General features: G+C 41.6%; 20 protein-coding genes, 5 tRNA genes and 1 other annotated feature. Of the genes, 6 read left to right on the forward strand and 19 right to left on the reverse strand.

Translation table 11 applies throughout. The features are described 5' to 3' along the window. Nucleotides 1-431: 431 nt before the first annotated feature. The 3 genes from clpB to rluD form a co-directional block, all read right to left on the reverse strand. Complete coding sequence (clpB, locus tag EAE93_RS20710; protein WP_214040477.1) at nucleotides 432-3005, reverse strand: ATP-dependent chaperone ClpB; 2574 nt, start codon at nucleotides 3003-3005, stop codon at nucleotides 432-434. Nucleotides 3006-3138: 133 nt separating this feature from the next. Then, entirely contained in the window at nucleotides 3139-3870 is a 732-nt protein-coding gene (gene yfiH, locus EAE93_RS20715) for a purine nucleoside phosphorylase YfiH (RefSeq protein ID WP_214040478.1), read from the reverse strand. Beyond that, nucleotides 3871-4848, reverse strand: coding sequence for a 23S rRNA pseudouridine(1911/1915/1917) synthase RluD (gene rluD / locus EAE93_RS20720; RefSeq protein ID WP_036782314.1), 978 nt, complete (start codon nucleotides 4846-4848; stop codon nucleotides 3871-3873). A gap of 137 nt (nucleotides 4849-4985) precedes the next feature. On the opposite strand from rluD, the gene bamD reads away from it, so the two are divergent. The 4 genes from bamD (at nucleotide 4986) to EAE93_RS20740 (ending at nucleotide 8734) form a co-directional block, all read left to right on the forward strand. Then, a complete protein-coding gene (gene bamD, locus EAE93_RS20725) occupies nucleotides 4986-5717 on the forward strand; it encodes an outer membrane protein assembly factor BamD (RefSeq protein ID WP_105398115.1) in 732 nt (243 codons plus the stop codon). A gap of 282 nt (nucleotides 5718-5999) precedes the next feature. Next, a complete protein-coding gene (gene raiA, locus EAE93_RS20730) occupies nucleotides 6000-6362 on the forward strand; it encodes a ribosome-associated translation inhibitor RaiA (protein WP_214040491.1) in 363 nt (120 codons plus the stop codon). 200 nt (nucleotides 6363-6562) lie between these two features. After that, nucleotides 6563-6682: a sequence feature (Phe leader region), on the forward strand. A gap of 55 nt (nucleotides 6683-6737) precedes the next feature. Beyond that, the gene (gene pheA, locus EAE93_RS20735) at nucleotides 6738-7895 is read left to right on the forward strand and encodes a bifunctional chorismate mutase/prephenate dehydratase (protein ID WP_036814073.1); all 1158 of its coding nucleotides are present in this window, start codon (nucleotides 6738-6740) and stop codon (nucleotides 7893-7895) included. Nucleotides 7896-8287: 392 nt separating this feature from the next. Beyond that, nucleotides 8288-8734 carry an H-NS histone family protein gene (locus EAE93_RS20740; RefSeq protein ID WP_036814079.1) on the forward strand — a complete coding sequence of 149 codons (447 nt, stop codon included), beginning with the start codon at nucleotides 8288-8290 and terminating at the stop codon, nucleotides 8732-8734. 2389 nt (nucleotides 8735-11123) lie between these two features. Here the strand turns inward: EAE93_RS20740 and tyrA are convergent. The 8 genes from tyrA to ffh all read right to left on the reverse strand — a co-directional run bounded on the left by tyrA (nucleotide 11124) and on the right by ffh (nucleotide 18485). Further along, nucleotides 11124-12245: a bifunctional chorismate mutase/prephenate dehydrogenase gene (gene tyrA, locus EAE93_RS20745; protein WP_214040479.1), complete on the reverse strand. Its 1122-nt coding sequence runs from the start codon at nucleotides 12243-12245 to the stop codon at nucleotides 11124-11126. A gap of 5 nt (nucleotides 12246-12250) precedes the next feature. Next, on the reverse strand, nucleotides 12251-13345 hold the full coding sequence (locus EAE93_RS20750) for a 3-deoxy-7-phosphoheptulonate synthase (protein ID WP_269468853.1): 1095 nt from the start codon (nucleotides 13343-13345) through the stop codon (nucleotides 12251-12253). A gap of 471 nt (nucleotides 13346-13816) precedes the next feature. After that, nucleotides 13817-14623 carry an alpha/beta fold hydrolase gene (locus EAE93_RS20755; protein ID WP_040154080.1) on the reverse strand — a complete coding sequence of 269 codons (807 nt, stop codon included), beginning with the start codon at nucleotides 14621-14623 and terminating at the stop codon, nucleotides 13817-13819. A gap of 338 nt (nucleotides 14624-14961) precedes the next feature. Next, entirely contained in the window at nucleotides 14962-15315 is a 354-nt protein-coding gene (gene rplS, locus EAE93_RS20760; RefSeq protein WP_036814090.1) for a 50S ribosomal protein L19, read from the reverse strand. Between the two features lie 64 nt (nucleotides 15316-15379). Then, the gene (trmD, locus tag EAE93_RS20765) at nucleotides 15380-16132 is read right to left on the reverse strand and encodes a tRNA (guanosine(37)-N1)-methyltransferase TrmD (RefSeq protein WP_040154076.1); all 753 of its coding nucleotides are present in this window, start codon (nucleotides 16130-16132) and stop codon (nucleotides 15380-15382) included. A gap of 39 nt (nucleotides 16133-16171) precedes the next feature. Next, on the reverse strand, nucleotides 16172-16720 hold the full coding sequence (gene rimM / locus EAE93_RS20770) for a ribosome maturation factor RimM (RefSeq protein ID WP_036782333.1): 549 nt from the start codon (nucleotides 16718-16720) through the stop codon (nucleotides 16172-16174). An 18-nt stretch (nucleotides 16721-16738) separates the two neighbouring features. Next, nucleotides 16739-16987, reverse strand: a complete 249-nt coding sequence (gene rpsP / locus EAE93_RS20775) for a 30S ribosomal protein S16 (RefSeq protein ID WP_036814097.1) — start codon at nucleotides 16985-16987, stop codon at nucleotides 16739-16741. 136 nt (nucleotides 16988-17123) lie between these two features. Then, nucleotides 17124-18485, reverse strand: a complete 1362-nt coding sequence (ffh, locus tag EAE93_RS20780) for a signal recognition particle protein (protein WP_105398119.1) — start codon at nucleotides 18483-18485, stop codon at nucleotides 17124-17126. A gap of 185 nt (nucleotides 18486-18670) precedes the next feature. Here ffh and EAE93_RS20785 point away from each other — a divergent pair, with 185 nt between their 5' ends. After that, a complete protein-coding gene (locus EAE93_RS20785; RefSeq protein WP_036814103.1) occupies nucleotides 18671-19462 on the forward strand; it encodes a cytochrome C assembly family protein in 792 nt (263 codons plus the stop codon). Nucleotides 19463-19501: 39 nt separating this feature from the next. After that, nucleotides 19502-20794 (forward strand): HlyC/CorC family transporter, encoded by a 1293-nt coding sequence (locus tag EAE93_RS20790; protein ID WP_146255133.1) that lies wholly within the window; start codon nucleotides 19502-19504, stop codon nucleotides 20792-20794. Between the two features lie 107 nt (nucleotides 20795-20901). On the opposite strand, the gene luxS is transcribed toward EAE93_RS20790, so the two are convergent. The 8 genes from luxS to csrA form a co-directional block, all read right to left on the reverse strand. Beyond that, the gene (gene luxS / locus EAE93_RS20795) at nucleotides 20902-21417 is read right to left on the reverse strand and encodes an S-ribosylhomocysteine lyase (RefSeq protein ID WP_036814109.1); all 516 of its coding nucleotides are present in this window, start codon (nucleotides 21415-21417) and stop codon (nucleotides 20902-20904) included. 152 nt (nucleotides 21418-21569) lie between these two features. Beyond that, the gene (gene gshA / locus EAE93_RS20800; RefSeq protein ID WP_036814111.1) at nucleotides 21570-23129 is read right to left on the reverse strand and encodes a glutamate--cysteine ligase; all 1560 of its coding nucleotides are present in this window, start codon (nucleotides 23127-23129) and stop codon (nucleotides 21570-21572) included. Nucleotides 23130-23439: 310 nt separating this feature from the next. Next, nucleotides 23440-23516, reverse strand: a tRNA-Arg gene (locus EAE93_RS20805). Nucleotides 23517-23605: 89 nt separating this feature from the next. Further along, nucleotides 23606-23682, reverse strand: a tRNA-Arg gene (locus EAE93_RS20810). An 88-nt stretch (nucleotides 23683-23770) separates the two neighbouring features. Further along, nucleotides 23771-23847, reverse strand: a tRNA-Arg gene (locus EAE93_RS20815). A gap of 89 nt (nucleotides 23848-23936) precedes the next feature. Further along, nucleotides 23937-24013, reverse strand: a tRNA-Arg gene (locus EAE93_RS20820). A gap of 11 nt (nucleotides 24014-24024) precedes the next feature. Next, nucleotides 24025-24117: transfer RNA gene (locus EAE93_RS20825), tRNA-Ser, on the reverse strand. Nucleotides 24118-24504: 387 nt separating this feature from the next. Then, complete coding sequence (csrA, locus tag EAE93_RS20830; protein ID WP_002209449.1) at nucleotides 24505-24690, reverse strand: carbon storage regulator CsrA; 186 nt, start codon at nucleotides 24688-24690, stop codon at nucleotides 24505-24507. Between the last annotated feature and the right edge of the window lie 71 nt (nucleotides 24691-24761).

A 24761-nucleotide genomic window follows, 5' to 3' on the forward strand; every position in this document is an offset into this window, starting at 1 on the left:
GACTAATTAGTTCGTAATGAATTAACTGTTGTTCACTCTTCAAGACTTTAAAACGTATTTTTTTGTGATACGGTCTTGTGAGTGCCCACACAGATTGTCTGATTAATTGTTAAAGAGCAGGCTGAATTAAAATTTAACATTCTCGTTCAGCCGGGCTGCGTATACTACGCTGTTCACCCGCAGAGTCAAGCGCTTATTGGCTTTCTCTCTGCCTGACCTCACAATGTTTATCAGCGTTGTGTCGGTCAGTGGTGGCGCATTATAGGGAATTCTTTGACGCTGGCAAGCGTTTAATTGCAAAAAAAATTCATCTGAACGCCAATTAAGCAAAAACAGGGCTAAATTGCGATTTAATGCGCAAAATGATAAAAAAAGAGGCAGTTTTCTGCCCCTTATCTCTCGTCAACCTTACTCTCGCGTTAAATATCAAGTTATTGCTTTGCGACGATATGGCTATTTTCCACATCCAGAGTAACTAGTTTTCCTGGCAATAGTTGGCCGGAAAGTATTTTTTGAGCTAATGGATTTTCGATCTCCTGCTGGATAGCTCGCTTCAATGGCCGTGCTCCGTAAACAGGATCGAACCCTGCTTCCGCCAACATGTCCAACGCTTGCTGAGTAATCGTCACCTGATAACCACGTTCTTCCAGACGCTTGTACAAACGTTGCAATTGGATATCTGCAATCGCTGATAAGTGACTACGCCCTAATGGATGGAACACAACAGCTTCATCAATACGGTTAATAAATTCAGGTCTGAAATGATGGCTAACAATTCCCATCACCATATCTTTCATTTCACCATAATTCAGATCACCAAAACGCTCTTGGATCATGTCCGACCCAAGATTAGACGTCATGATGACAACCGTGTTGCGGAAATCGACGGTACGACCTTGCCCATCAGTCAACCGACCATCATCCAGCACCTGCAATAAGATATTGAATACATCCGAGTGCGCTTTTTCCACTTCATCAAGCAGAATAACGGAGTAAGGTCGACGACGAACCGCTTCTGTTAGATAACCACCTTCTTCATAACCAACATACCCCGGCGGCGCTCCTACCAACCTTGATACGGTATGTTTTTCCATAAATTCAGACATATCGATACGCACCATTGCATCATCGCTGTCAAACAGGAAATTCGCTAACGCCTTGCACAACTCAGTTTTCCCAACACCGGTTGGGCCAAGGAACAGGAATGAGCCAATCGGACGATTTGGATCAGCTAATCCAGCTCGGCTACGGCGAATCGCATTAGATACTGCATTGACTGCCTCATCCTGACCAATGACACGTTTATGCAGCTCTTGCTCCATGCGCAACAGTTTGTCTTTTTCACTCTCCAGCATTCTGGCAACCGGAATACCTGTCCAACGAGCAAGAATTTCTGCAATTTCCGCATCGGTAACTTTGTTACGAAGCAGTTTCATATGCTTACTTTCAGCTTGTGTGGCTGCGGCAAGCTGTTTTTCCAATCCAGGTATTTTCCCATATTGAATTTCAGACATCTTCGCTAAATCACCACTGCGGCGTGCCTGTTCTAGGCTGATACGGGCATTTTCCAATTCTGCTTTTATGTGCTGAGTACCGGTCAGTGCGGCTTTCTCAGCTTTCCACTCTTCTTCCAGTTCAGAATATTCGCGTTCTTTTACGATCAGCTCTTCATTAAGCATTTCAAGCCGTTTTTTACTGGCATCATCAGACTCTTTTTTCAGCGCCTGCTGTTCCAACTTCAATTGGATAACCCGACGCTCCAGACGGTCCAGCGCTTCCGGTTTTGAATCCATTTGCATACGTAAACTGGCGCCCGCTTCATCGATCAAATCGATAGCTTTATCCGGCAACATACGGTCTGAGATATAACGGTGAGATAATGTTGCTGCCGCGACAATTGCAGGGTCGGTAATTTGTACATGATGATGTAATTCATAACGTTCTTTCAGACCGCGCAAAATAGCGATAGTGTCCTCTACGGAAGGTTCTGCGACATAGACTTTTTGAAAACGGCGTTCCAGCGCTGCATCTTTTTCAATGTATTGACGATATTCATCCAGTGTTGTTGCCCCAACACAGTGAAGTTCGCCACGGGCCAAGGCTGGTTTTAACATGTTGCCGGCATCCATTGCCCCATCAGCCTTACCCGCACCAACCATAGTATGCAATTCGTCAATAAACAGAATGACATTGCCTTCCTGTTTAGAAAGGTCGTTCAGCACACCTTTCAAACGCTCTTCGAATTCACCACGATATTTAGCCCCTGCTAATAGCGCTCCCATATCCAGAGAAAGGACGCGCTTATTTTTAAGCCCCTCAGGAACTTCACCATTAATGATTCGTTGAGCAAGCCCTTCAACAATGGCCGTTTTACCGACCCCGGGCTCACCAATTAAGACCGGATTATTTTTGGTACGGCGTTGTAATACCTGAATAGTGCGGCGAATTTCTTCATCACGGCCAATCACCGGATCAAGTTTGCCTTGTTCAGCACGTTCAGTCAGATCAATAGTATATTTTTTCAGGGCTTGGCGTTGATCTTCCGCTCCCTGATCATCAACTTTTTCACCACCACGCATTTGTTCTATTGCCTTAGTGATTTTTTCTTTTGTTGCGCCGACAGCTCTCAATATGTCACTTAATGTGCCACGTTCTTCCAATGCTGCCAGAACAAATAATTCAGAGGAGATAAAATTATCCCCGGCTTTTTGCGCTAATTTGTCGCACAGATTTAAATGGCGAACTAAGTCATTGGATGGTTGTACATCACCACCAACACCCTGTACCCGCGGCAAACGTTCTAAAGCCAGCTCAAGCTGATTGCTGACACGGCCCGCATCGATTCCAATTGACGTTAATAATGGGCGAATAGAGCCACCCTCTTGCTTTAACAGTGAACTCATTAAGTGAATTGGTTCGATGAACTGATTATCATGCCCAAGTGCAAGGGACTGGGCGTCAGCGAGAGCAAGCTGGAATTTATTAGTAAGACGATCCAGACGCATAACACCTCCAATACTGTTCAGAATGTTGCTACTGGAGATTAAATGAGGCCATTCCTCAAATATTCAAGGTTATTCTGAAAAGCAAATTGTGAGATATTCTCTTATGCGCCAACGGATCGCCCTACGAGATAGGTTATATCAGCCAGATTAAAGTTGCCATACGTCCGGTGATCCCATCACGCCGATAAGAGAAAAATTTCTCTTTATTAGTGACAGTACACTCACTCCCGCCAAAAATCGCATTCACACCAACAGATTGCAATTTTAGTTTTGCCAACAAATAGATATCCGCTAAATACTTTTCGCCAAAAGGTATAAAAGCTTGACTCAAATCAGCATGCTGGCTAGTGAACGCTTGCAAAACTCCATTGCCGACTTCAAATTTTTTCGCGCCAATCGCCGGCCCTAACCAAGCTTGGATCTGATGAGGTTTAGCGTTAAATTGAGCGATAGTGTTTTCCAGTACGCCAGCGCATAAACCTCGCCACCCCGCATGGGCGGCGGCAACCTCATCACCGGCAGAACTGCAAAATAGTACAGGCAGGCAATCCGCCGTCATCACAGCACAAACCTGCCCAGGAATATTGGTATAAACAGCATCAGCTCTCTTATCTTCCAGCGGCTGACCATTGAGTCTCACAACGCGCGTACCATGAACCTGCTCTAGCCAGACCGGCGGCTGAGGCAGTTCTGCCATTTCCGCTAAAATATGCCTGTTTTGTTCTACAACATCAGGTTTATCACCAACATGCGTGCCCAGATTCAGGCTATCGTAAGGCGATAAGCTCATTCCCCCTAAACGGGTAGAACTACAGGCTTTTACTGTCGTCGGCTGCGGCCAGTTTGGAAAAATAAGCGAGGTCATTTACCAATCCATTTCGTCTTTAAACGCTTCTGCATCTGCTTTTAATGCCTTAACCAGCATCACCATATCTTCGGGTAATTCAGCGTGCCACTCCATTTCAATGCCGGTTATCGGATGATAAAGGCGCAGCATCGTAGCGTGCAATGCCTGACGATCAAAGTTACGCATTACCTCGCGAAATTCATCAGAAGCCCCTTTCAAAGGACGAGGACGACCGCCATACAAAGGATCGCCTACCAATGGGTGACTGATATGGGCCATGTGAACACGTATCTGGTGTGTTCTGCCTGTTTCCAGTCTGAGGCGTAGACGAGTATGCGCCCTAAAATGTTCCATTACCCGATAATGGGTAATAGCCGGTTTTCCCATTGGATGCACTGCCATATGCGTTCGTTTTGTTGGGTGACGAGAAATGGGCTCTTCAACGATTCCGCCAGCCGTCATACGACCTATCGCCACCGCTTCATATTCACGGGTAATTTCGCGTAGTTGGAGTGATTCGACTAAACGTGTTTGAGCGGGAACCGTTTTAGCAATGACCATCAGCCCTGTCGTATCTTTATCAAGACGGTGAACAATGCCCGCCCGAGGAACATCGGCAATTTCAGGATAGCGATATAACAGCGCATTCAATACCGTACCGTCTGGATTTCCTGCCCCCGGATGGACGACCAAATCACGCGATTTGTTTATGACTAGAATGTCATCATCTTCATAGACAATATTTAACGCAATATTCTGAGGTTCCCAACGCGCATCTTCTTCAATGATGGCATCAATGACAATTTCTTCACCTCCCAGCACTTTTTCTTTTGGCTTATTGATTAATTTGCCATTAACCTGAACTCTGTCATCCAAGATCCAATCTTTTATGCGTGATCTTGAATAATCAGGGAACAATTCAGCCAAAGCCTGATCTAAACGTTGGCCGAGCTGAGATTCGGCGACTGTTGTATTAAGTCGAATTTGTTGTGCCATATATTGTTTCTACACTTACGTTGAGTTTTGACGGCAGAGCCGTTTAATTTAATATAGTGTGCTATTGTAACTCGATCTTTTGCCGGGAGCTTCATGGATAGTCTCCCAGAAAACACTCAGAGGATAATCAACACGTGATGATACGCATAAAATATCTGGTGGCGGCAGCCACATTGAGCCTGGTACTTTCCGGGTGCGCTGGTAATAAAAATGCTGTCCCCGACAGCCCGCCCGCGGAAATTTACTCTAAGGGTCAGGAAAAGCTGCAAAATGGTAGCTATGGAGATGCGATCAAGCAATTGGAAACCCTCGATAATCGCTATCCATTCGGCCCCTATTCACAGCAAGTACAACTCGATCTGATTTATGCTTATTATAAATCCTCTGACTTGCCAATGGCGCTTGCTTCCATTGACCGCTTCATACGCCTGAATCCAACTCACCCCAACATTGATTATGTTCTGTATATGCGAGGGTTAACTTCACAAGCTCTAGATAACAGTCTATTGCAGAGTTTCTTCGGCATTGACCGCTCAGATCGTGATCCTGAACACGCCAGGGTAGCATTCAAGGATTTTAGCCAATTAGTACGCTATCATCCTAACAGCCTGTATACCGCCGATGCCATTAAGCGTTTAATGTTTATCAAAGAGCGCCTGGCAAAGTATGAACTTTCTGTGGTGGAATATTATAACAAACGCGGCGCCTATGTCGCGGTGGTAAATCGGGTTGAGCAAATGTTACGTGATTACCCTGATACACAGCCAACTCTCGCAGCATTGCCTTACATGAAAAAAGCTTATACACATTTGGGTTTAGCAGCTCAGGCAGATAAAGTAGCAAAACTCATTGCTGCTAATCCTGTATAAAAAAGCAGATGATAAAACAGCGGCTGACACCGCTGTTTTATTTTTACTTGTCAAATCCAAAAAACGCTTATCCATTAGGAGAATAAAAGACTCAACTTGTCAATAGTGTCTCATTAGCTTCAATCCTGCAATAGATATTCTTTGTATTTTTATCATTAATCACAATTACTTCAACTAGTTGCCTCATGTCTGGTTAAAAGTGATTTAGATCACCTTTTTCATGAAAAAGAAATGTATTCTGAAATTATTGAAGGTGGATAATCAATAATGAGAGGTAACTATATGATAGTGAATATTACCAGCAAACAAATGGAGATTACCCCGGCAATTCGCAACCACGTAGAAAAACGTCTGAACAAACTAAATAAATGGCAAGTAAATCTGATAAATCCTCATATTATTCTATCAAAAGGGCCTCAAATTTTTAGGGCTGATGCAACCATAAGTATACCGAATGGTATGCTAGTCGCCGGTGCGAAACATGAAGATATGTATATTGCTATCAATGAATTATTAACAAAATTGGAGCGCCAACTGAATAAAGTACAGCATAAGGGAGAAGCACGCCGTACTGACAACAGTGTTAAAGAATTAAACCTTAACCTAGAAGCACAACCAGAAACAGAACCAGAAATATCACAATAGAATAACAATGACTTGTCTCTGACGCGTCCAATTTGGGCGCGTTTTTTGTTGACAGAAACAACAACATAAGGTTAATTAACGAAAATTACCGTAACCCCTTATCCAGTGCGGACGGCTGCCGATGAAATGGAAAGCAAGCAATGGAAAGCTTTGCCCAGTTGGGTAAAGATCGGTCACATAAACTATGAATATGAGAATATAATGAATACAAACCTGTTTTTCTCTTCTTTCTTTTTTACCTTCCCTTGAGGGAGGCTTTCGTCGTTGAAAAAAGAGTGAGAAGACGAACAGCAAGCCTCCCCATCGGGAGGCTTTTTTCTGTCTATTGCAAACCTATTATTATCAGAATGTGAATAACCCATTAGGAACCCATTTATGGATCAAAATAATTTGCTGAAAATACGGGAAAAAGTCAGCGAACTTGATTTAAAGTTACTGATTTTACTAGCAGAGCGTCGCCAATTAGCTTTTAATATCGCACAAACTAAGTTAAAGGATAATCGCCCTATCAGAGACAAGGATCGCGAACGAGAACTATTAGATGTCCTAATTAAAAAAGGGAAAAACTACGGGCTTGATGGCTTTTATATTTCGCGTCTCTTTCAGATGATCATTGAAGATTCCGTACTCACTCAACAAGCATTATTGCAGCAACACCTAAATCAAACCCCCCAAGATTCAGCGCGTATTGCATTCCTCGGTCCTAGAGGTTCCTACTCTCATATCGCAGCCCGCCAATATACCGCACGCCATTTCAATCAATTAATTGAATGTAGCTGTCATAAGTTCCAGGATATCTTCTCCCTGGTTGAAACAGGCCAAGCGGATTACGGAATGTTACCCATTGAAAATACCAGCTCTGGTTCCATCAATGATGTTTATGATTTGTTGCAACATACCAATTTATCAATTGTGGGAGAAATAACCCTTCCTATCGACCATTGCCTACTCGTTGCAAGAGACACAACACTATCGGAGATCAAAACGGTTTACAGTCACCCTCAACCATTCCAACAATGCAGCCAATATATTAATCAATTCCCACATTGGAAAATTACATATTGCGAAAGCACTGCCGCAGCGATGCAAAAAGTCGCTGAACAGAACTCACCAGAAATTGCAGCTTTAGGTAGTGAAGCGGGCGGCGCACTTTATCAGTTACAAGTTCTGGAACAGAATCTAGCCAATCAATCACATAATATTACTCGTTTTATTATTGTTGCCCGTCAACCTATTGAAGTTGCAGAACAGGTACCAGCCAAAACGACATTTATTATGGCAACCGGACAGCAGGCAGGCGCGCTGGTAGATGCGTTAATGGTGCTGAAAAAACATAATATTATTATGAGTAAACTGGAATCTCGCCCGATTAACGGGAATCCGTGGGAAGAGATGTTTTATATTGATGTCCAAGCTAATATTCGTTCAATTAATATGCAACACGTCCTGAAAGCATTGGCGAAAATCACTCATTCATTAAAGGTATTAGGATGTTATCCAACAGAAAGTGTGGTGCCGGTTAATCCTTCCTGATTAAAAAGAGCCGGGTATTAAAATATCCGGTTCAGATTATTGGCTTTCAACATTTTTATTATCAATGAGAAAATTTTTACTGCCTTTAACCTCTCGGTTTAAGGCTTTTTATTTATTTCGTAAATCCAGACTTTATCAGCTTAAATACGTTTTATCTGAATGTGACAAAACCGGCGTTAATAAAAATCACGTTTTATCTGTCGCCACGGTTTTAAAGCCTGGAAAAAACCGCAAGCATATCGTGAAAAAGAAGGCAAAAACTTTAATCATTAAAGGTAAAACAGAAATGATTAAAGCTTTTTTAAAGCAAGTAAAAAATCCGGTGTTATACTGACACCGGAAGAGAAAACATCAGAAAAGACAAGTTTTAAATTTATTAACAAGGTGAAAAAATGACAACATTAACCACAGAACAAGAATATTCGATTATATCAAAACATTTATCAAGAATATCCACATTAAGAAGATTTGCTCAAACAAAAGATGTTGAATGGTTAGAAGATGTTTACAAATCACTAGAGACAATCATGCAAGACAACAAAGAAACCTTCAGATTAATGAATTTAGAAGCAGAACAAAAAGAACAAAAACGTTTAGACATATTAAGGCTGATTAAAGAAACCGGCTTTGATCTCGAGACCATTAACATACCTGTTACCATCTCTAGTTTTAAAGCTAAAAAATCAAATGCAGGAAAAGGAAAGACGAGAAAACCTAAGTATCAGTTTAATGAAAATGGAGAAGTTAAATACTGGTCAGGAAACGGGAAAAAACCATCAAGTTTACAAAAACTACTCAATGAAGGTCATTCATTAAATGAATTTTTAATTCAAAAATAAAACTCCTCAGAATGAGAATAGCCTCACAGGTTTATCATCTGTTTAATACTATTTACTTTCCTTTTTTGCTTGCATTCGCTTTTTGGGGCGATCGCAAGCGCCTTTTTATGGGCGATTAACTCGGTTATTAATTAAAAAAGTGTAAAAAAACGGGCACCCATTAATGCCAAATTTTTAAAAGGTAAAGATCATCTAAAAACAGCTTACTCCCCGCTTATTCATCAGCGATACTATATCCCAATTATTTTACGAAACAGGTTATAAAAATAACGCAATAAAAAAGGGGTAAAACGGTTAATCTGTCAGGATTTAAGCCCTGAAAATAGAGTTGATTATCTAAAAGAATATCTTTACATCGTTAGGCCATTTACTGGCTGATTTAAGAAAAAATAAAGGGTAATGACTGATAAAAACCTCTCAAGATTGTCAATAAAAACGGAGTCAGTAAAGATAAAGCAAGGATGATTAACATTCGTTAAATATAAAACACGATATCCCATTGTGATTAAACCTAATAAAAAACAGGTGTAAAAAAAGATAAAAATAGTGTTAAAACCTTATACCGATTAAACCCAGAAGCTAAACCATGACTTTTAATAACAATTTAAAAATTGCCCATCGTAAAACCATCAGTGAAAAATAAGCAATAAAAATCGGTTTTGTTAATGCTTAAAGCGGATATGATTAATGCTTATTGAGCGTAAAACACCACATAATACCATGATGGTTAAACTTTAATAAAACAAGGCATTAAAAGAGGGGAAAACAACTGTTAAAACCTGTACTATCTCAGCTTTAACAATTACCGGTTATTTATAATGTATCTGTCAGATTAAATCCGGTTCAGCTTTTTTCCCCAGATTCATTTACCATCTAAAAAGCAGACGTTAAAAGGGGTAAAAATACGATTAAAACCGTATGCCATTAAATCCAGAAACTAAAACCATGACTTTTAATAACAACTTTAAAACCGCCCATCGTAAAACCATCAGTGAAAAATAAGCAATGAAAATCGATTTTGTTAATGTTTAAAACGAATATGATTAATGCTCATTAAGCGTAAAAAACGACATACCATGATGGTTAAACTTAATAAAAAAGGCATTAAAGGGGATAAAAACACGATTAAAACTTTATACCAATTAAATCCAGAAGTTAAAACTTAAAACCATGACTTTTAATAATCACTTGAAAACCACCTATCATAAAACTATCAGTAAGAAATAAAAACCGGTTTTGTTAATGTTTAAAACGAAGATGATTAATACTCATTAAACGTAAAACCACATACCATGATGGTTAAACTTTAATAAAAAAGGCATTAAAAAAGGGAAAACAACTGTTAAAACCTGTACTATCTCAGCTTTAACAATTACCGGTTATTTATAAGGTATCTGTCAGATTAAATCCGGTTCAGCTTTTTTTCCCCAGATTCATTTACCATCTAAAAAGCAGGTATTAAAGGAGGTAAAAACATGATTAAAACCGTATACCGATTAAACCCAGAAGTTAACACCATGACTTTTAATAACAACTTAAAAACTGCCCATCGTAAAACCATCAGTAAAAAATAAGAAATAAAAACCGGTTTTGTTAATGTTTAAAACGAAGATGATTAATACTCATTAAACGTAAAACCACATACCATGATGGTTAAACTTAGTAAAAAACAGGTGTAAAAAAGGGGTAAAACATGGTTAAAACTCTATACCGATTAAACCCAGAAGTTAACACCATGACTTTTAATAACAGCTTGAAAACTGCCCATCATAAAACTATCAGTAAAAAATAAGAAATAAAAACTAGCTTTATCAATGCTTACATACCTCGAAAAAAAAGATAAATAAAAATATGAATAGGTTTATCCGTTTACCAGAAAATATATCTCCCCAAAAACCATCTTTAATAACGTTTTCAACCGGTGAATAACCTTTTCCTAAACCAGTTAAATAATTCGATGATAAAAAACCCGCGTAACAAAACCCGTAAATAAATAATTTAACCAAATAATAACTCAGCTATTTTCAGCATTATTATATTGCACATCTACCATGTAAAACTACGATACCTTAAATACGCCAGTTTAAACTTGCTTTACACGTCTTTAATCCGTCCAATAGCATTACTTTTCTATGGTTTAATTTAAACTACGCCTCTATTTTATGCCTTTAATGTGATCTAATCCGCAAAGCCTTTCACCCTCATTAATACCATTAAACTTGTCAGCAATTTGAACAAGGTATTGTCATATCCGGTTCTTTTTATACCCGTTATCTTTCAAGTTTCCTCTTTGTTGGCTGCGCTCGCCCACCCCGGTCACATAGTTATCCATGCTCCCGGGGATTCACTCCCTTGCCGTCGCGATGTATCTTGAAATCCATAGGAATAGCTATTGGCGACTATCATTCGCTTGTTGAAGCAATACCCTGCTCTCTCTCATAAAATGAGGCGCATAATCACCAAACCATTCACTAACATCTTCAAAACTGCTGACAAAAGCCCGTTTATCCCGGCTTTCCAATATCTCTAACGCTTGTCCAAAACTTTGGTGATAACGGCGTATAAGATCAATATTCTCTGGTGATGACATAATAATATCCGCGTAAAGCTGAGGATCTTGCGCGAACAACCGCCCAACCATGATCAATTCCAAACGGTAAATAGGGGAAGATATTGATAACAGTTGTTGTAAATCAGCGCCTTCCTGTGCGAGATGTTGCCCATAAGCAAATGTCGTGAAATGGCGCAACGCCTGAATAAAACTCATGTTTTTATCATGCTGTTCAGGACTCATTTGATGCAAGCAAGCCCCCCAAATCAACAACTGTTCTAAAAACCATTGATAAGCTTCCTCTTGACGTCCGTCACAGTAAACAACAACTTGTTTTACCAAACTACCGACATCCGGCCCAAACATAGGATGTAATCCCAATACTGGGCCTTTATGCACTTCAAGCATAGCTTGTAATGGCTGCTGTTTAACGGACGCCAAATCCACCAAAATGCAATGGTCAGGTAATGGCGGTAAACGGCGAATAATCTCTTCTGTCAAATGAATAGGCACGCTGATAATCACCATACCCACTCCCGCCAGAATCTGCTCCGCGTCAGGCCAATCTTGTGGTTCCAGATTTCTGACTTCATAACCAGACAATGTTAATAAGCGGCCAAACAGTTTCCCCATTTTGCCTAAGCCACCAACAATGACTATCGGCCCCAATTGAGGGCAAAGCGTTTTAAACCCTTTGTTATTTTCACTGGTGTAGGACTCCCGCATAATACGGCGCAGAATATCTTCAATTAAATCAGGTGGAACACCAAACTCTTCGGCCTCCTGCCGACGTGAAGCGAGCATCGCCATTTCTCTGTCAGGCGCATAAATTGACAACCCATTCTGGCTTTTTACCTCACCAATCTCTGCAACCAATTCCAGACGCTTTGCCAGTAAGCCCAGCAAAGCTTTATCCACTTCATCAATCTTATCTCGCAATTGAGATAATTCAGCCGCCATATTTATTATCCCGCTTTTTTCAGTACTGTCATTCTTTGCGACAATTGCCTGCTAAGTTGCTGATGTAATTTTCTTAGAATTGCCTCTGTCGTCTGCCAACTAATACATGCGTCAGTCACTGATACGCCATATTTCATTTCACTACGCGGTTGTTCAGAAGATTGATTACCCTCATTAATGTTGCTTTCCAACATAATGCCAGTAATAGATCGATTCCCTGAAATGATCTGATCCGCAACAGAATCCACAACCAAACTTTGGCGACGAAAATCCTTATTAGAGTTACCATGACTACAATCAATCATCAAGGATGGCAATAATCCAGATTGAATCATTTGCTGTTCACATTCCATTACATGTTGGGCGCTGTAATTAGGGGTCTTACCGCCACGTAAGATAATATGTCCATTCGGGTTTCCTTGCGTTTGTAATAAACACACCTGCCCCGACTGATTTATTCCCATAAAACGGTGTGGCATAGCGGCGGCACACATCGCATTAATTGCCGTGCTCAAGCTACCATCAGTCCCATTTTTAAAACCAACAGGCATAGATAAACCTGAGGCCATTTCTCGGTGTGTCTGAGATTCCGTGGTTCTCGCGCCAATTGCAGACCAACTGAATAAATCCCCCAAATATTGGGGACTATTCGGATCTAAAGCCTCTGTCGCAAGAGGTAATCCCATTTTAACCAAACTAAGTAGTAAGCGACGAGCAATATGCAGGCCAGCCTCCACATCAAATGAACCATCCATGAATGGATCATTAATAAGACCTTTCCAACCCACTGTTGTACGAGGTTTTTCAAAATAGACACGCATGACGATGTACAAGCTATCACTCAATTCAGCAGAAAGGGCGGCCAAACGGTGAGCATAATCCAAAGCCGCGTCTACGTCATGAATAGAACAAGGACCACAGACTACCAGCAAACGGGGATCACGGAGCTGAACAATGTCAGCAATGGTTTTACGCGCGTTTGCAATAGCATGCAGATCATCATCACTCAGTGGATATTGTTGCTTTAATTCTTTTGGAGTGATAAGAATTTGCTCACCACTGATGTGAACGTTATTAAGTACATCTCTTTGCATGAACATGTCGATTTTCTCCTCAAATTATCATTCTGTACTCATTTGTTTTTATGCATTTGACTAATAACATATCATGCGTCGTAAAGAATACAATCCAAAAGTGTAAACAAATCTAAAACACTGTAAATTAATGTTTACAAAAAATGAAAAAGGAGTCAATTCAATGATAAATCTATTCTATAACCAATTAATAACATTAAAATTATTTCATATAGAAAAATATTAGAAATAATTATCTTAAAATAAGATTAATATCAAAACACAAGAACGAAATATTTGAGCCAATACTTTATGATTGTTAGTCCTTTATTTTTCCATTTAAAATTATTAGGTGAAAAATATATTCTTCTCACTTTCATTACTAAAAACAGATAATATCAATAATCTTATTTTATATTGTGATGAAAAAATTTATATCGCTCTTTTAAACTTAATATACTAAGGCCGGAAAATCCGGCCTCTTTATTAAAATATCCGTTACAAAGCTTGCTGTAAAAAAGCAATTAACTCCTGATTAACTTTATGGGGTTGCTCTAATGTGGAAATATGCCCTGCATCCTGGATAATAATATGATCACAGTGCAATATTTCAGCCATCAAATAACCCTCCAGAGGCGGGCGAGGCGTATCTTGTTCGCCAGTAATAACAATCGAGGGAATATCCAGTTTTTCCAATAAATGAGTTCTATCTTCACGCCCAAATATTATTCTACCTAACGGAACAACACTATTACGCAATGTTTCCGCAGGAATGGCTACCAGACGCTGAGTTAATTCATCAACTAAATGCTGAGCCGGTTGTTGGCTAAAGAAGGCGGGCACTATCAGCTGTTGCAAAATAGATTGAGGAATTGCGCCAGCCTGCTCTATCGCATCCAACATGGCAAAGTATTTTGTATAAGTCACCTCAGGTTCTAATCCGACAAAGGTATCCATCAAAACCAGTGCCTTAACTCTGTCCGGCGCCATCTCTACCAACTCAATTCCCCACATACCGCCAGCGGATAATCCAATGATAGCGAACTCTTTAATGCCAAGTTGATCCATCAACGCCAGGTAATCCCGAGCTAAATCAGCTAAAGTACTGTGTTGTTCTGGTAGCTCTCCCGAATTTCCATGTCCCCAGAGATCAGGAACAATCACCCGGTATTTTTTACTTAAAGCCTCGATCTGAGGCGCCCACATAGTAGAATCAAACAAATAACTATGCCCTAGTAATAACGGGAAACCTTCACCTTCATCTCGGTAAGCCATTGTTTTGTTGTGTATTTTAAAAGTTTTCAAAGCAAATCCTTATCGTCAGTTAATCACGTCTGAAATTATTCTAAGACTCTCAAAATAATTGTCTTTAAGATTATTACAATCTGATAATAATGTATTGCCGAATCATTTATCGATGAGTAAAAATCCTCCTTCATAAAAGGGGACATTGATTTCACCCCAGAGGGACGTAATAAAAGATCCTCCAAAAAACTCGCCCGTATTCAACCTGTTTCTTCATTACAATAAACCAAATTGATGACCACGCCCACAAAACGTGGTTTTAAATCGGGGATAAAAAAAAAGAGGCCAGCAATTGCTGACCTCTTTTAATGATAACTTTCGGATGTAACGAAAGCGTATTATTTGCTGTTCAGACGCTCTTTAATACGAGCGGCTTTACCAGAACGCTCACGCAGATAGTACAATTTAGCTCTACGAACAGCACCACGACGTTTAACGTTAATGCTGTCTACGACTGGGGAGTGAGTCTGGAATACACGCTCAACACCTTCGCCGTTAGAAACTTTGCGAACAGTGAATGCAGAGTGCAGACCGCGGTTACGGATAGCGATAACCACGCCCTCGAATGCCTGCAGACGTTTCTTAGCACCTTCTACGACCCATACCTTAACTTCCACGGTGTCACCCGGACGGAATGAAGGTACGTCTTGCTTCATCTGCTCTTGTTCAAGTTGTTTAATAATGTTGCTCATAATAATTCTCTTACCCTAGGTAAACTGATATATCAGAGACATTCCCTTCGGGGATATGTCTGGATTAATTAGTTGCTTCAGCTAGATGTTCCCGTTGGAACTCTATTAGCAATATCCTTTGCTCGTCAGTCAGAGCTAGGTTTTCCAGAAGTTCAGGTCTTCTAAGCCAGGTCCGGCCAAGCGATTGTTTCAGCCGCCAGCGATTAATTTCAGCATGATTTCCAGACAGCAACACTGGTGGAACTTCCATACCATCTAATACCTCCGGGCGAGTATAGTGCGGACAATCCAGCAATCCATCAGCAAAAGAGTCCTCTTCCGCCGATGCCTGACGCCCCAGAACACCCGGTATGAACCGAGAAACGGAGTCGATCATCGTCATTGCAGGGATTTCACCACCGCTGAGTACGTAATCACCGATAGACCACTCTTCGTCAATCTCGGTTTGGATTACCCGCTCATCTATCCCTTCATAGCGGCCGCAAATCAAAATCAGTTTTTCATTTGTTGCCAGCTCACAAACCCCTTGTTGGTTGAGTTTGCGTCCCTGAGGTGAAAGATAAATCACTTTTGCGCCTTCGCCTGCCGCAGTTTTTGCTGCATGAATGGCTTCCCGTAAAGGCTGAACCATCATCAACATGCCTGGACCACCGCCATAAGGTCGATCGTCAACGGTACGATGCCGGTCATAGGTAAAATCCCGTGGATTCCAGCATTCAATACTTAACAGGCCATTTTTCACTGCCCGGCCAGTTACCCCATAATCGGTTATTGCGCGGAACATTTCAGGAAACAGGCTAATAACCCCAATCCACATTATCGCGTCCCACTCATTTCAACCGCTTATAACCGGAGTTTAAAAACCAGGATCCCAATCTACTTCAATGGTTTTAGTAGCGAGATCGACTTTCTTGATAACCTGCCCATCAAGAAACGGAATTAGCCGTTCCTTGATACCGAATGCATCTTTCAGGTTTGCTTTAATTACCATTACGTCGTTAGAACCAGTTTCCATCATGTCATTGACAGTCCCCAAGTTATAACCCGCGGTGTTGATTACCTGGCAGCCTATTAAGTCTTTCCAGTAGTAATCACCCGCATCCAGCTCTGGCAATTGTTCTGAATCTACAATAATTTCGCAATTAGTCAGTAAATTCGCAGCATCCAGATCATCAATACCTTTGATTTTGATGATCATATCCTGATTGTGGTGTTTCCAGGCTTCCAGTTCGATGTGTTGCCACCGACCTGCCCGTTGAATAAACCACGGTTGATACTCAAAAATGTCTTCGGCATGTTCGGTGGAAGAAAAAACTCTGAGCCAACCACGAATACCATAAGTTGAACCTAGTTTTCCCAATACAATTGGGTTTACAGGCGGTTCAAAACAGGTTTGCTTGCTCATAGTTACCACCGCGACAGATTAAGCTGCTTTTTTGGCGTCTTTGATCAGTGTAGAAACACGATCAGACACAGTTGCACCCAGACCAATCCAATGTTCGATACGGTCCAGATCTAAACGCAGTGCTTCTGCTTTCCCTGTTGCAATAGGGTTGAAGAAGCCAACACGCTCGATAAAGCGACCATCACGCGGGCTGCGGCTATCGGTCACGACTACTTGGTAAAACGGACGCTTTTTGGCGCCGCCACGAGCTAAACGAATTGTTACCATAACATCCTCATTAGTTAACAAAACAACCAGACTTCATCGAGGAACGAAGTCCGGTTGTCAGATAAAAAGCCCGAAAAGTTTACTCACTTTGGCGCAAAAAGCAATCCAAAGTGGATATTCTTCGAGACTTTATCGATTAACGGCCCATAAATCCGGGTGGCATCATGCCTTTCATACCACGCATCATTTTTGCCAAGCCGCCTTTTTTCATCTTTTTCATCATGCGCTGCATTTCGTCGAATTGTTTAAGCAAGCGGTTAACATCTTGAACCTGAGTGCCTGAACCATTGGCAATACGACGTTTACGAGAGCCTTTAATTATTTCCGGTTTTTGCCGCTCTTTACGTGTCATGGAATTGATAATCGCTTCCATTTTCACCAGAATTTTATCGTCCATCTGGGATTTCACTGCATCTGGCACTTGAGACATTCCCGGCATTTTGCTTAACATGCTGGCCATTCCCCCCATGTTACGCATCTGCTTTAGCTGATCTAGAAAGTCATTTAAATCGAAGCCGTCACCTTTCTTTAATTTAGAAGCCAGCTTTTCAGCCTGGGTGCGATCGACTTTACTTTCAATCTCTTCAATAAGAGAAATGACATCGCCCATTCCAAGGATGCGAGAGGCAATACGATCCGGGTGAAACGGCTCCAACGCATCCGTTTTTTCACCAACACCCAAGAATTTAATCGGCTTACCGGTAATATGACGAATAGATAGCGCAGCACCGCCACGAGCATCACCATCGACTTTGGTTAACACCACACCGGTCAGCGGCAATGCTTCATTGAAAGCTTTCGCGGTATTAGCCGCATCCTGCCCCGTCATCGCATCAACAACAAACAAGGTTTCCACTGGATTAATGGCTTTATGAACCTGTTTGATTTCATCCATCATCGCTTCGTCAACATGCAGACGACCCGCCGTATCCACCAAAAGCACATCATAGAATTTCAATTTGGCGTGCTGTACCGCTTGAGTCACGATATCAACGGGTTTTTCCTGAGCGTCAGAAGGATAGAAATCAATACCCACTGCCTGCGCTAAGGTTTCAAGCTGTTTGATAGCCGCTGGCCGATAGACGTCGGCAGATACCACCAAAACTTTTTTCTTCTGTTTTCCTTTTAGAAAGCTACCGAGCTTGGCAACGCTGGTCGTTTTACCCGCGCCTTGCAGACCCGCCATTAATACGACGGCAGGAGGCTGAGTAGAAAGATTCAGTTCACTGTTAACTTCCCCCATCGCCTTAACGAGTTCATTCTGAACAATTTTGACAAACTCCTGGCCGGGAGTAAGGCTTTTATTCACCTCGTGGCCTACCGCGCTCTCTTTAACGCACGAAATAAAATCACGCACTACAGGCAATGCAACATCAGCTTCAAGTAAAGCCATGCGAACTTCACGCAGTGTCTCTTTAATATTGTCTTCGGTCAGTCGCCCACGGCCACTGATATTGCGCAATGTGCGCGATAGTCTGTCGGTTAGATTATCAAACATTGTCTCTGCTCAATTTTTTTAAAATGGGCTACCTGTAAGGCGTATTTCGCAAATTATAACACGATGGTAAGGGATCTCTGCACAGAGATTCGCACTGATGATTAACAACGGTTGGAGGCTATCCTTGCTGGCGGTATACTTAAGCTTTAATTCAACCAAAGACTATCGCTAAAACGGCTAATGCTATGCCAGTATTTTCTATAATTTCTTTATTCGCTTATTTACTCAGCCTGGTACTGATTATTCCCAACTTACTGCGGAAATCGAAAGGATACCGCAGGCTGGCATTACTTTCTGCGATTGTCGCTTTAACTTGTCATGCCATTGCACTTAAGTATCAGATCTTCCACGTTAGCAGTGGGCAAAACCTCACTCTTCTAAACCTAGGTTCTATTGTCAGTTTACTGACTTGTATCATCATGACAATTGTTGCTTCTCATGGCCGCGCCTGGTTCCTGCTACCCATTGTCTACAGTTTTTCCATGATAAATTTGGTCCTGGCGAGTCTGATGCCAGGTGAATTCATTACCCATCTAGAGGCCAGCTTTGAATTATCTATTCATATTGGCTTAGCGCTTCTTGGTTACGCAACTTTACTTATCGCTGCATTATATGCATTACAACTTGGATGGTTGGATCATCAGCTTAAAAACAAAAAACTCTCTTTCACGCCAGATATGCCCCCATTAATGTTCATTGAACGCAAAATGTTTCATATCACTCAGGTTGGCGTAATATTGCTAACACTGACTCTCTGTACCGGCATCCTCTATATAGATAATATTTTCAGTAGCGAAAATATCCACAAAGCAATTTTGTCTATCATCGCGTGGTTTGTTTACATTGTTTTATTATGGGGCCACTACCATGATGGATGGCGCGGTAAACGCGTTATCTGGTTTAACCTGATCGGCGCATTTACTCTAACACTCGCCTATTTCGGCAATCGATTATTGCAGGAAATCATGGTTTACTAGGAGTATGATGTCCAATCAATACTTGGAAGGAATTCCGCTTTGGAGCATGTCTCAACAAGCACATTACTGATTATTTTAGTCATCATGGTCATTGTCTCAGCTTATTTCTCCGCCTCCGAGACAGGTATGATGACAATGAATCGTTATCGCTTACGTCATCTGGCAAAGCAGGGGAATCGCTCTGCCCGCAGAGTTGAAGCATTACTTCGTCATCCTGAGCAGCTTATCAGCCTGATTCTTATCGGTAATAATCTGGTTAATATTCTTGCCTCAGCACTCGCTACTATCATTGGCATGCGTCTTTATGGCGATGCCGGAGTCGCTATCGCAACCGGTATTTTGACGTTTATCGTACTGATATTTTCTGAAGTTATGCCAAAAACGATAGCCGCCCTCTATCCTGAAAGAGTCGCTTTTCCGAGCAGTTTTTTGCTCCGCCCGTTACAGAAAATCATGCTGCCGTTAGTTTGGACGCTAAATAAAATTACTTTATTGTTAATGCGTTGCCTTGGTATCAAACACCCTACTGGCTCTAATCACGCAATTAGCAAAGATGAGCTCCGCACTATTGTAAATGAATCAAATGCCAAGCTATCACAGCAACATCAGGATATGCTGACTTCAATTTTAGATCTGGAAAAAGTCACAATCGGCGACATTATGGTTCCCCGTAATGAAATTATTGGCATTGATATTAATGATGACTGGAAATCCATCATACGGCAATTAACTCATTCACCTCACGGCCGGATCGTGCTTTATCGTGATTCGCTTGATGACGCTATCGGCATGCTTCGTGTACGTGAAGCTTACCGACTGATGACAGAAAAAAAAGAGTTCACCAAAAGAAATCTGATTAAAGCAGCAGATAAAATCTATTATGTCCCAGTCAGCACACCACTTAATATCCAGTTAGTGAATTTCCAACGCAATAAGGAAAAAGCCGGGCTCATCGTTGATGAATACGGTGATATTCAAGGACTGGTCACTGTTGAAGATATCCTCGAAGAGATTGTCGGTGATTTTACAACATCCATGTCCCCTTCTCTGGCAGAAGAAGTTTCACCACAAAGCGACGGCACTATTTTGGTTGACGGGACAGCCAATATCCGCGAATTAAATAAAGCCTTTAACTGGGCATTGCCTGTTGATGGGCCACGAACGGTTAATGGTATGGTGCTTGAAGAGTTAGGAGAAATACCTGATCTTAATGTACAAGTACAAATCGGCAAATATAACTTTGAAGTACTTTCAGTGAACGATAATGTCATTAAACAAGTTCGAGTCACTCCCATTAGCCAATTTCCTGAACAAGAAGTACAAGCTATTTAAATCGCCGCGAAAAATTGACACCGCTGGAGGTATATCACCAACCTCCAACGGCAAATTCCTGTTAATACTTCATCTCAGGAACCTGAAATATTATCACTACTATGGAACTACACTTTCAATTCAGTCAGTTTTTCTTCCGGTAATGCCAACTCGTCATTCTTATTAACGAGGACGTCTGAATCAAGAATATGACGTGCAATATCCTGAGCTTCTGTCAGTGAATGCATGTGATAAGTACCGCATTGATAAATATTTAGCTCTGGGATCTGGCTCTGATCTTTCACTTTCAAGACATCAGCCATCGCCGCTTTCCATGCGTCCGCAACGCGTATTTCCGCCGGTGCGCCAATCAAGCTCATATAAAAACCTGTTCGACATCCCATTGGCGATATATCAATAATTTCAACGCCCTCACCATTGAGGTGGTTGCGCATAAAACCAGCAAACAAATGTTCAAGTGTATGAATACCCTTTTCAGGCATAACCTGTTTATTAGGTATGCAGAAACGTAAGTCGAAAACTGTGATGGTGTCGCCATGAGGCGTTTTCATAGTCTTAGCAACTCTTACGGCTGGCGCATTCATACGAGTATGGTCAACAGTAAAACTATCCAGTAAAGGCATTTCTTCATCTCCACAAAAAATTCAGATTTTTCTTCAAGCAAATGAAACTTTTTCATCTGCCACCGGTCATAAAGAATGAAAGAAGCGTTATTATTATCCCTATTCTCTAGAAAATCCCATTTGGCCACTTTTACTTGTGGCCATTTTCTTTTCTAGCATCCCGTCTGTTGCTTCAGATACTCATCAAAACTCATCGTATCCTCACGTTCCAACGCGTCTTGTCGCTCTACGGAGGCCCTGCGTTCTATAGCAAACTGTTCGTCGCTAATAACCTCATATTTTTCATTGATCAGTTGCTGATGGTATTCATCTGCCAGTTCCAGTCCAAAGCCACCAATACCCTGGCTCTTCATTTTTTCCAGCACGCGAGCCGATAAAGTCAGTGATGAATCATCAAACATAGCAATTAATTCTTCGCAAACCTTTTGATATTGTGTGCCAGAACAACTATCCAATATTGCGGCAACCCGTTTCAAGTCACTAAATAACTTTTTGCCAACTTTTGCCAACGGCTCTTCCACACTTCCACAACCAAGACCAATCATTTGCCCTGGTTTACGCCCTTCAAGGATCACTCTATCCCAGTTCTTACGGCAACAATCTAATTCATCACTGCCCATCTCAGGCGCTTCGGCAAGCACGCACCATATTAAGAATAGGTCAAGAAAACGGATTTGTGTTTCATTGACGCCAATCGCTGCAAATGGATTAATATCCAATGAACGAACTTCGATATATTCCACTCCCCCACGCTGCAACGCATCAGAAGGCGATTCATTCCCTTTTGTGACACGCTTAGGTCGGATTGGCGCATACAACTCATTTTCAATTTGTAAGACGTTGGTATTGAGCTGAATATGTTTATCGCCTTGCTTAATACCCAATTTAGCAAACTCATCAGACGGTTTGCGAATCGCTTTTTTCAACCCGTCAATATAGGTGTGTAGGTTATTAAACGTAATATTCAGATCACTTTGTGATTTATTGGTGTACCCCAGATTACTCATTCTTAGTGAAGTCGCATAAGGCAGATAACAAGTTCCATCTTCTGTCCGATCAAAAAGAAAAGAGGTTTCTCTTCCACGTAAGAACGAGGAACAAATTGCCGGAGAAGCGCCAAACAAGTATGGGATCACCCATCCAAAGCGGTAATAGTTACGGATCAAGCGGAAATAGCCATTAGAGATCTGCTCTTTACCACTCTCTGTATCTTCAATACCAGCCCAGGCGCGCCAGAACTCAATTGGCAATGAAAAATTATAATGAACCCCGGATATGGTCTGCATTAACGCGCCATAACGATTTTTTAACCCTTCACGGTATAAAGTCTTATAGCGACCAACATTCGATGTGCCATATTGAGCCAGAGTAATGTTCTCCTCCGCATCAATAAAGCATGGCATACTCAATGGCCACATTTTTTCTTTATCCAGCATACGCGCCGTGTGACGATGAATATCGCTAAGAAAAGAAATCGTATATTTTATGTCATCATTAACTGGTGTTATGAACTCCAACAATGACTCTGCAAAATCAGTAGTAATCCATTTATGCGTAAGCGCTGCACCAAGTGCTTTAGGATGTTCCGTTATGGCTAAACTACCATCGGAAGTAATACGCAATGTTTCACGTTCAACACCGCGACGAATTCCATTTAAAATTGTCGGATGCGCCTCTAGCCATGATAGAGCCTTTGATACGTCCGGGATCAATTCGACCTCCCGTAGTGTTTTAGAAGAATTTTTATAAGGGTTTACTTTATCTTAAACAAGTCAAATTGTCGCTGATTAGATATATACCCGTCATCTTTCAAGTTGCCTCTTTGTTGGCGGCACTCACTCACCCCGGTCACATAGTTTGCTATGCTCCCGGGGATTCGCTCCTTTGCCGTCGCGATGCATCTTGAAATCCATAGGGTATAGCAGCAAAAACATTTCAGCGTCATACAAAGAGCGAGTTGGTTATGTGGCAACACGGACAGCCAGAAAGGAAAAAGCCCTGCTGTTGAAGCAGGGCTTAATATGGCGCATCCAGAAGGATTCGAACCTCCGACCGCTCGGTTCGTAGCCGAGTACTCTATCCAGCTGAGCTATGGATGCGTGTTCAGTTTTTCACTCTTGGTAAAAGGCAGTGGTTACTTCGATTACCTGAATGGCGCCTCAGATGACTTCATCTCAAGGCTAAATTATGGCGCATCCAGAAGGATTCGAACCTCCGACCGCTCGGTTCGTAGCCGAGTACTCTATCCAGCTGAGCTATGGATGCGTGTTCAGTTTTTCACTCTTGGTAAAAGGCTGTAGTTGCTTCTATTACCTGAATGGTGCCTCAGATGACTTCATCTCAAGGCTAAATATGGCGCATCCAGAAGGATTCGAACCTCCGACCGCTCGGTTCGTAGCCGAGTACTCTATCCAGCTGAGCTATGGATGCGTGTTCAATTTTTCACTCTTGGTAAAAGGCAGTAGTTGCTTCTATTACCTGAATGGCGCCCCGGATGATTTCATCTTAAGGCTAAATTATGGCGCATCCAGAAGGATTCGAACCTCCGACCGCTCGGTTCGTAGCCGAGTACTCTATCCAGCTGAGCTATGGATGCGTGGGTTTAAATGGCGGTGAGAGAGGGATTCGAACCCTCGATGCAGCTCTTAACCGCATACTCCCTTAGCAGGGGAGCGCCTTCAGCCTCTCGGCCATCTCACCGTACGCTTTCTTTCGAATCGCGACTCAGAACTTTTATTTAAGCTCCTCGTCACTGCGTGGCGCACATATTACTTTCCCAGACTTATAAGTCAAACAATTTTTCTAAACCTGTGTTTATTTGAACACTTCACACACAAGATGTTTGGTTTGCCGTCAAAAAGTGTGCTTTATCAGCAGTAAATTATCACAACCTCAATTGAAGTACATACAAATCGTTATTCGCCACAATAGCATGATAGGAACATGCTGTTCTTACGATAGAAAAACAAAAAAGATGGGAAAATAGACAAGAGTTTAAGAAATTAGCAAGACCTAAAAATACCAACAGAGGTGAGATCCCTCAAAAATGGCGCCCGGTTCTGACAGAGATAGGACGCCAACTTAGAGTCAGTAAGTTGTTGGCTGAGACTTTTCGGCCTGAATCCGCTGATAAATTTCTTCACGGTGAACAGAAACTTCTTTAGGGGCATTTACACCAATACGAACTTGGTTACCTTTAACCCCCAGTACTGTAACTGTTACCTCATCGCCTATCATGAGCGTTTCACCAACTCGACGAGTCAGAATAAGCATTCTTTGCTCCTTGAAAATTTAAAAGAGTCGGGTCTTTCGGTTTCCCCGCTATTATCCATCAAACACCGTGA

It is taken from the genome of Photorhabdus akhurstii, from assembly GCF_018448925.1.
GTDB lineage: Bacteria > Pseudomonadota > Gammaproteobacteria > Enterobacterales > Enterobacteriaceae > Photorhabdus > Photorhabdus akhurstii.

Bases quoted from the DNA above. Each gene is read 5' to 3' on its own strand.
- clpB (WP_214040477.1), bottom strand. From the start codon at position 3,005: ATGCGTCTGGATCGTCTTACTAATAAATTCCAGCTTGCTCTCGCTGAC.
- yfiH (WP_214040478.1), bottom strand. From the start codon at position 3,870: ATGACCTCGCTTATTTTTCCAAACTGGCCGCAGCCGACGACAGTAAAA.
- rluD (WP_036782314.1), bottom strand. From the start codon at position 4,848: ATGGCACAACAAATTCGACTTAATACAACAGTCGCCGAATCTCAGCTC.
- bamD (WP_105398115.1), top strand. From the start codon at position 4,986: ATGATACGCATAAAATATCTGGTGGCGGCAGCCACATTGAGCCTGGTA.
- raiA (WP_214040491.1), top strand. From the start codon at position 6,000: ATGATAGTGAATATTACCAGCAAACAAATGGAGATTACCCCGGCAATT.
- pheA (WP_036814073.1), top strand. From the start codon at position 6,738: ATGGATCAAAATAATTTGCTGAAAATACGGGAAAAAGTCAGCGAACTT.
- EAE93_RS20740 (WP_036814079.1), top strand. From the start codon at position 8,288: ATGACAACATTAACCACAGAACAAGAATATTCGATTATATCAAAACAT.
- tyrA (WP_214040479.1), bottom strand. From the start codon at position 12,245: ATGGCGGCTGAATTATCTCAATTGCGAGATAAGATTGATGAAGTGGAT.
- EAE93_RS20750 (WP_269468853.1), bottom strand. From the start codon at position 13,345: ATGTTCATGCAAAGAGATGTACTTAATAACGTTCACATCAGTGGTGAG.
- rplS (WP_036814090.1), bottom strand. From the start codon at position 15,315: ATGAGCAACATTATTAAACAACTTGAACAAGAGCAGATGAAGCAAGAC.
- trmD (WP_040154076.1), bottom strand. From the start codon at position 16,132: ATGTGGATTGGGGTTATTAGCCTGTTTCCTGAAATGTTCCGCGCAATA.
- rimM (WP_036782333.1), bottom strand. From the start codon at position 16,720: ATGAGCAAGCAAACCTGTTTTGAACCGCCTGTAAACCCAATTGTATTG.
- rpsP (WP_036814097.1), bottom strand. From the start codon at position 16,987: ATGGTAACAATTCGTTTAGCTCGTGGCGGCGCCAAAAAGCGTCCGTTT.
- ffh (WP_105398119.1), bottom strand. From the start codon at position 18,485: ATGTTTGATAATCTAACCGACAGACTATCGCGCACATTGCGCAATATC.
- EAE93_RS20785 (WP_036814103.1), top strand. From the start codon at position 18,671: ATGCCAGTATTTTCTATAATTTCTTTATTCGCTTATTTACTCAGCCTG.
- luxS (WP_036814109.1), bottom strand. From the start codon at position 21,417: ATGCCTTTACTGGATAGTTTTACTGTTGACCATACTCGTATGAATGCG.
- csrA (WP_002209449.1), bottom strand. From the start codon at position 24,690: ATGCTTATTCTGACTCGTCGAGTTGGTGAAACGCTCATGATAGGCGAT.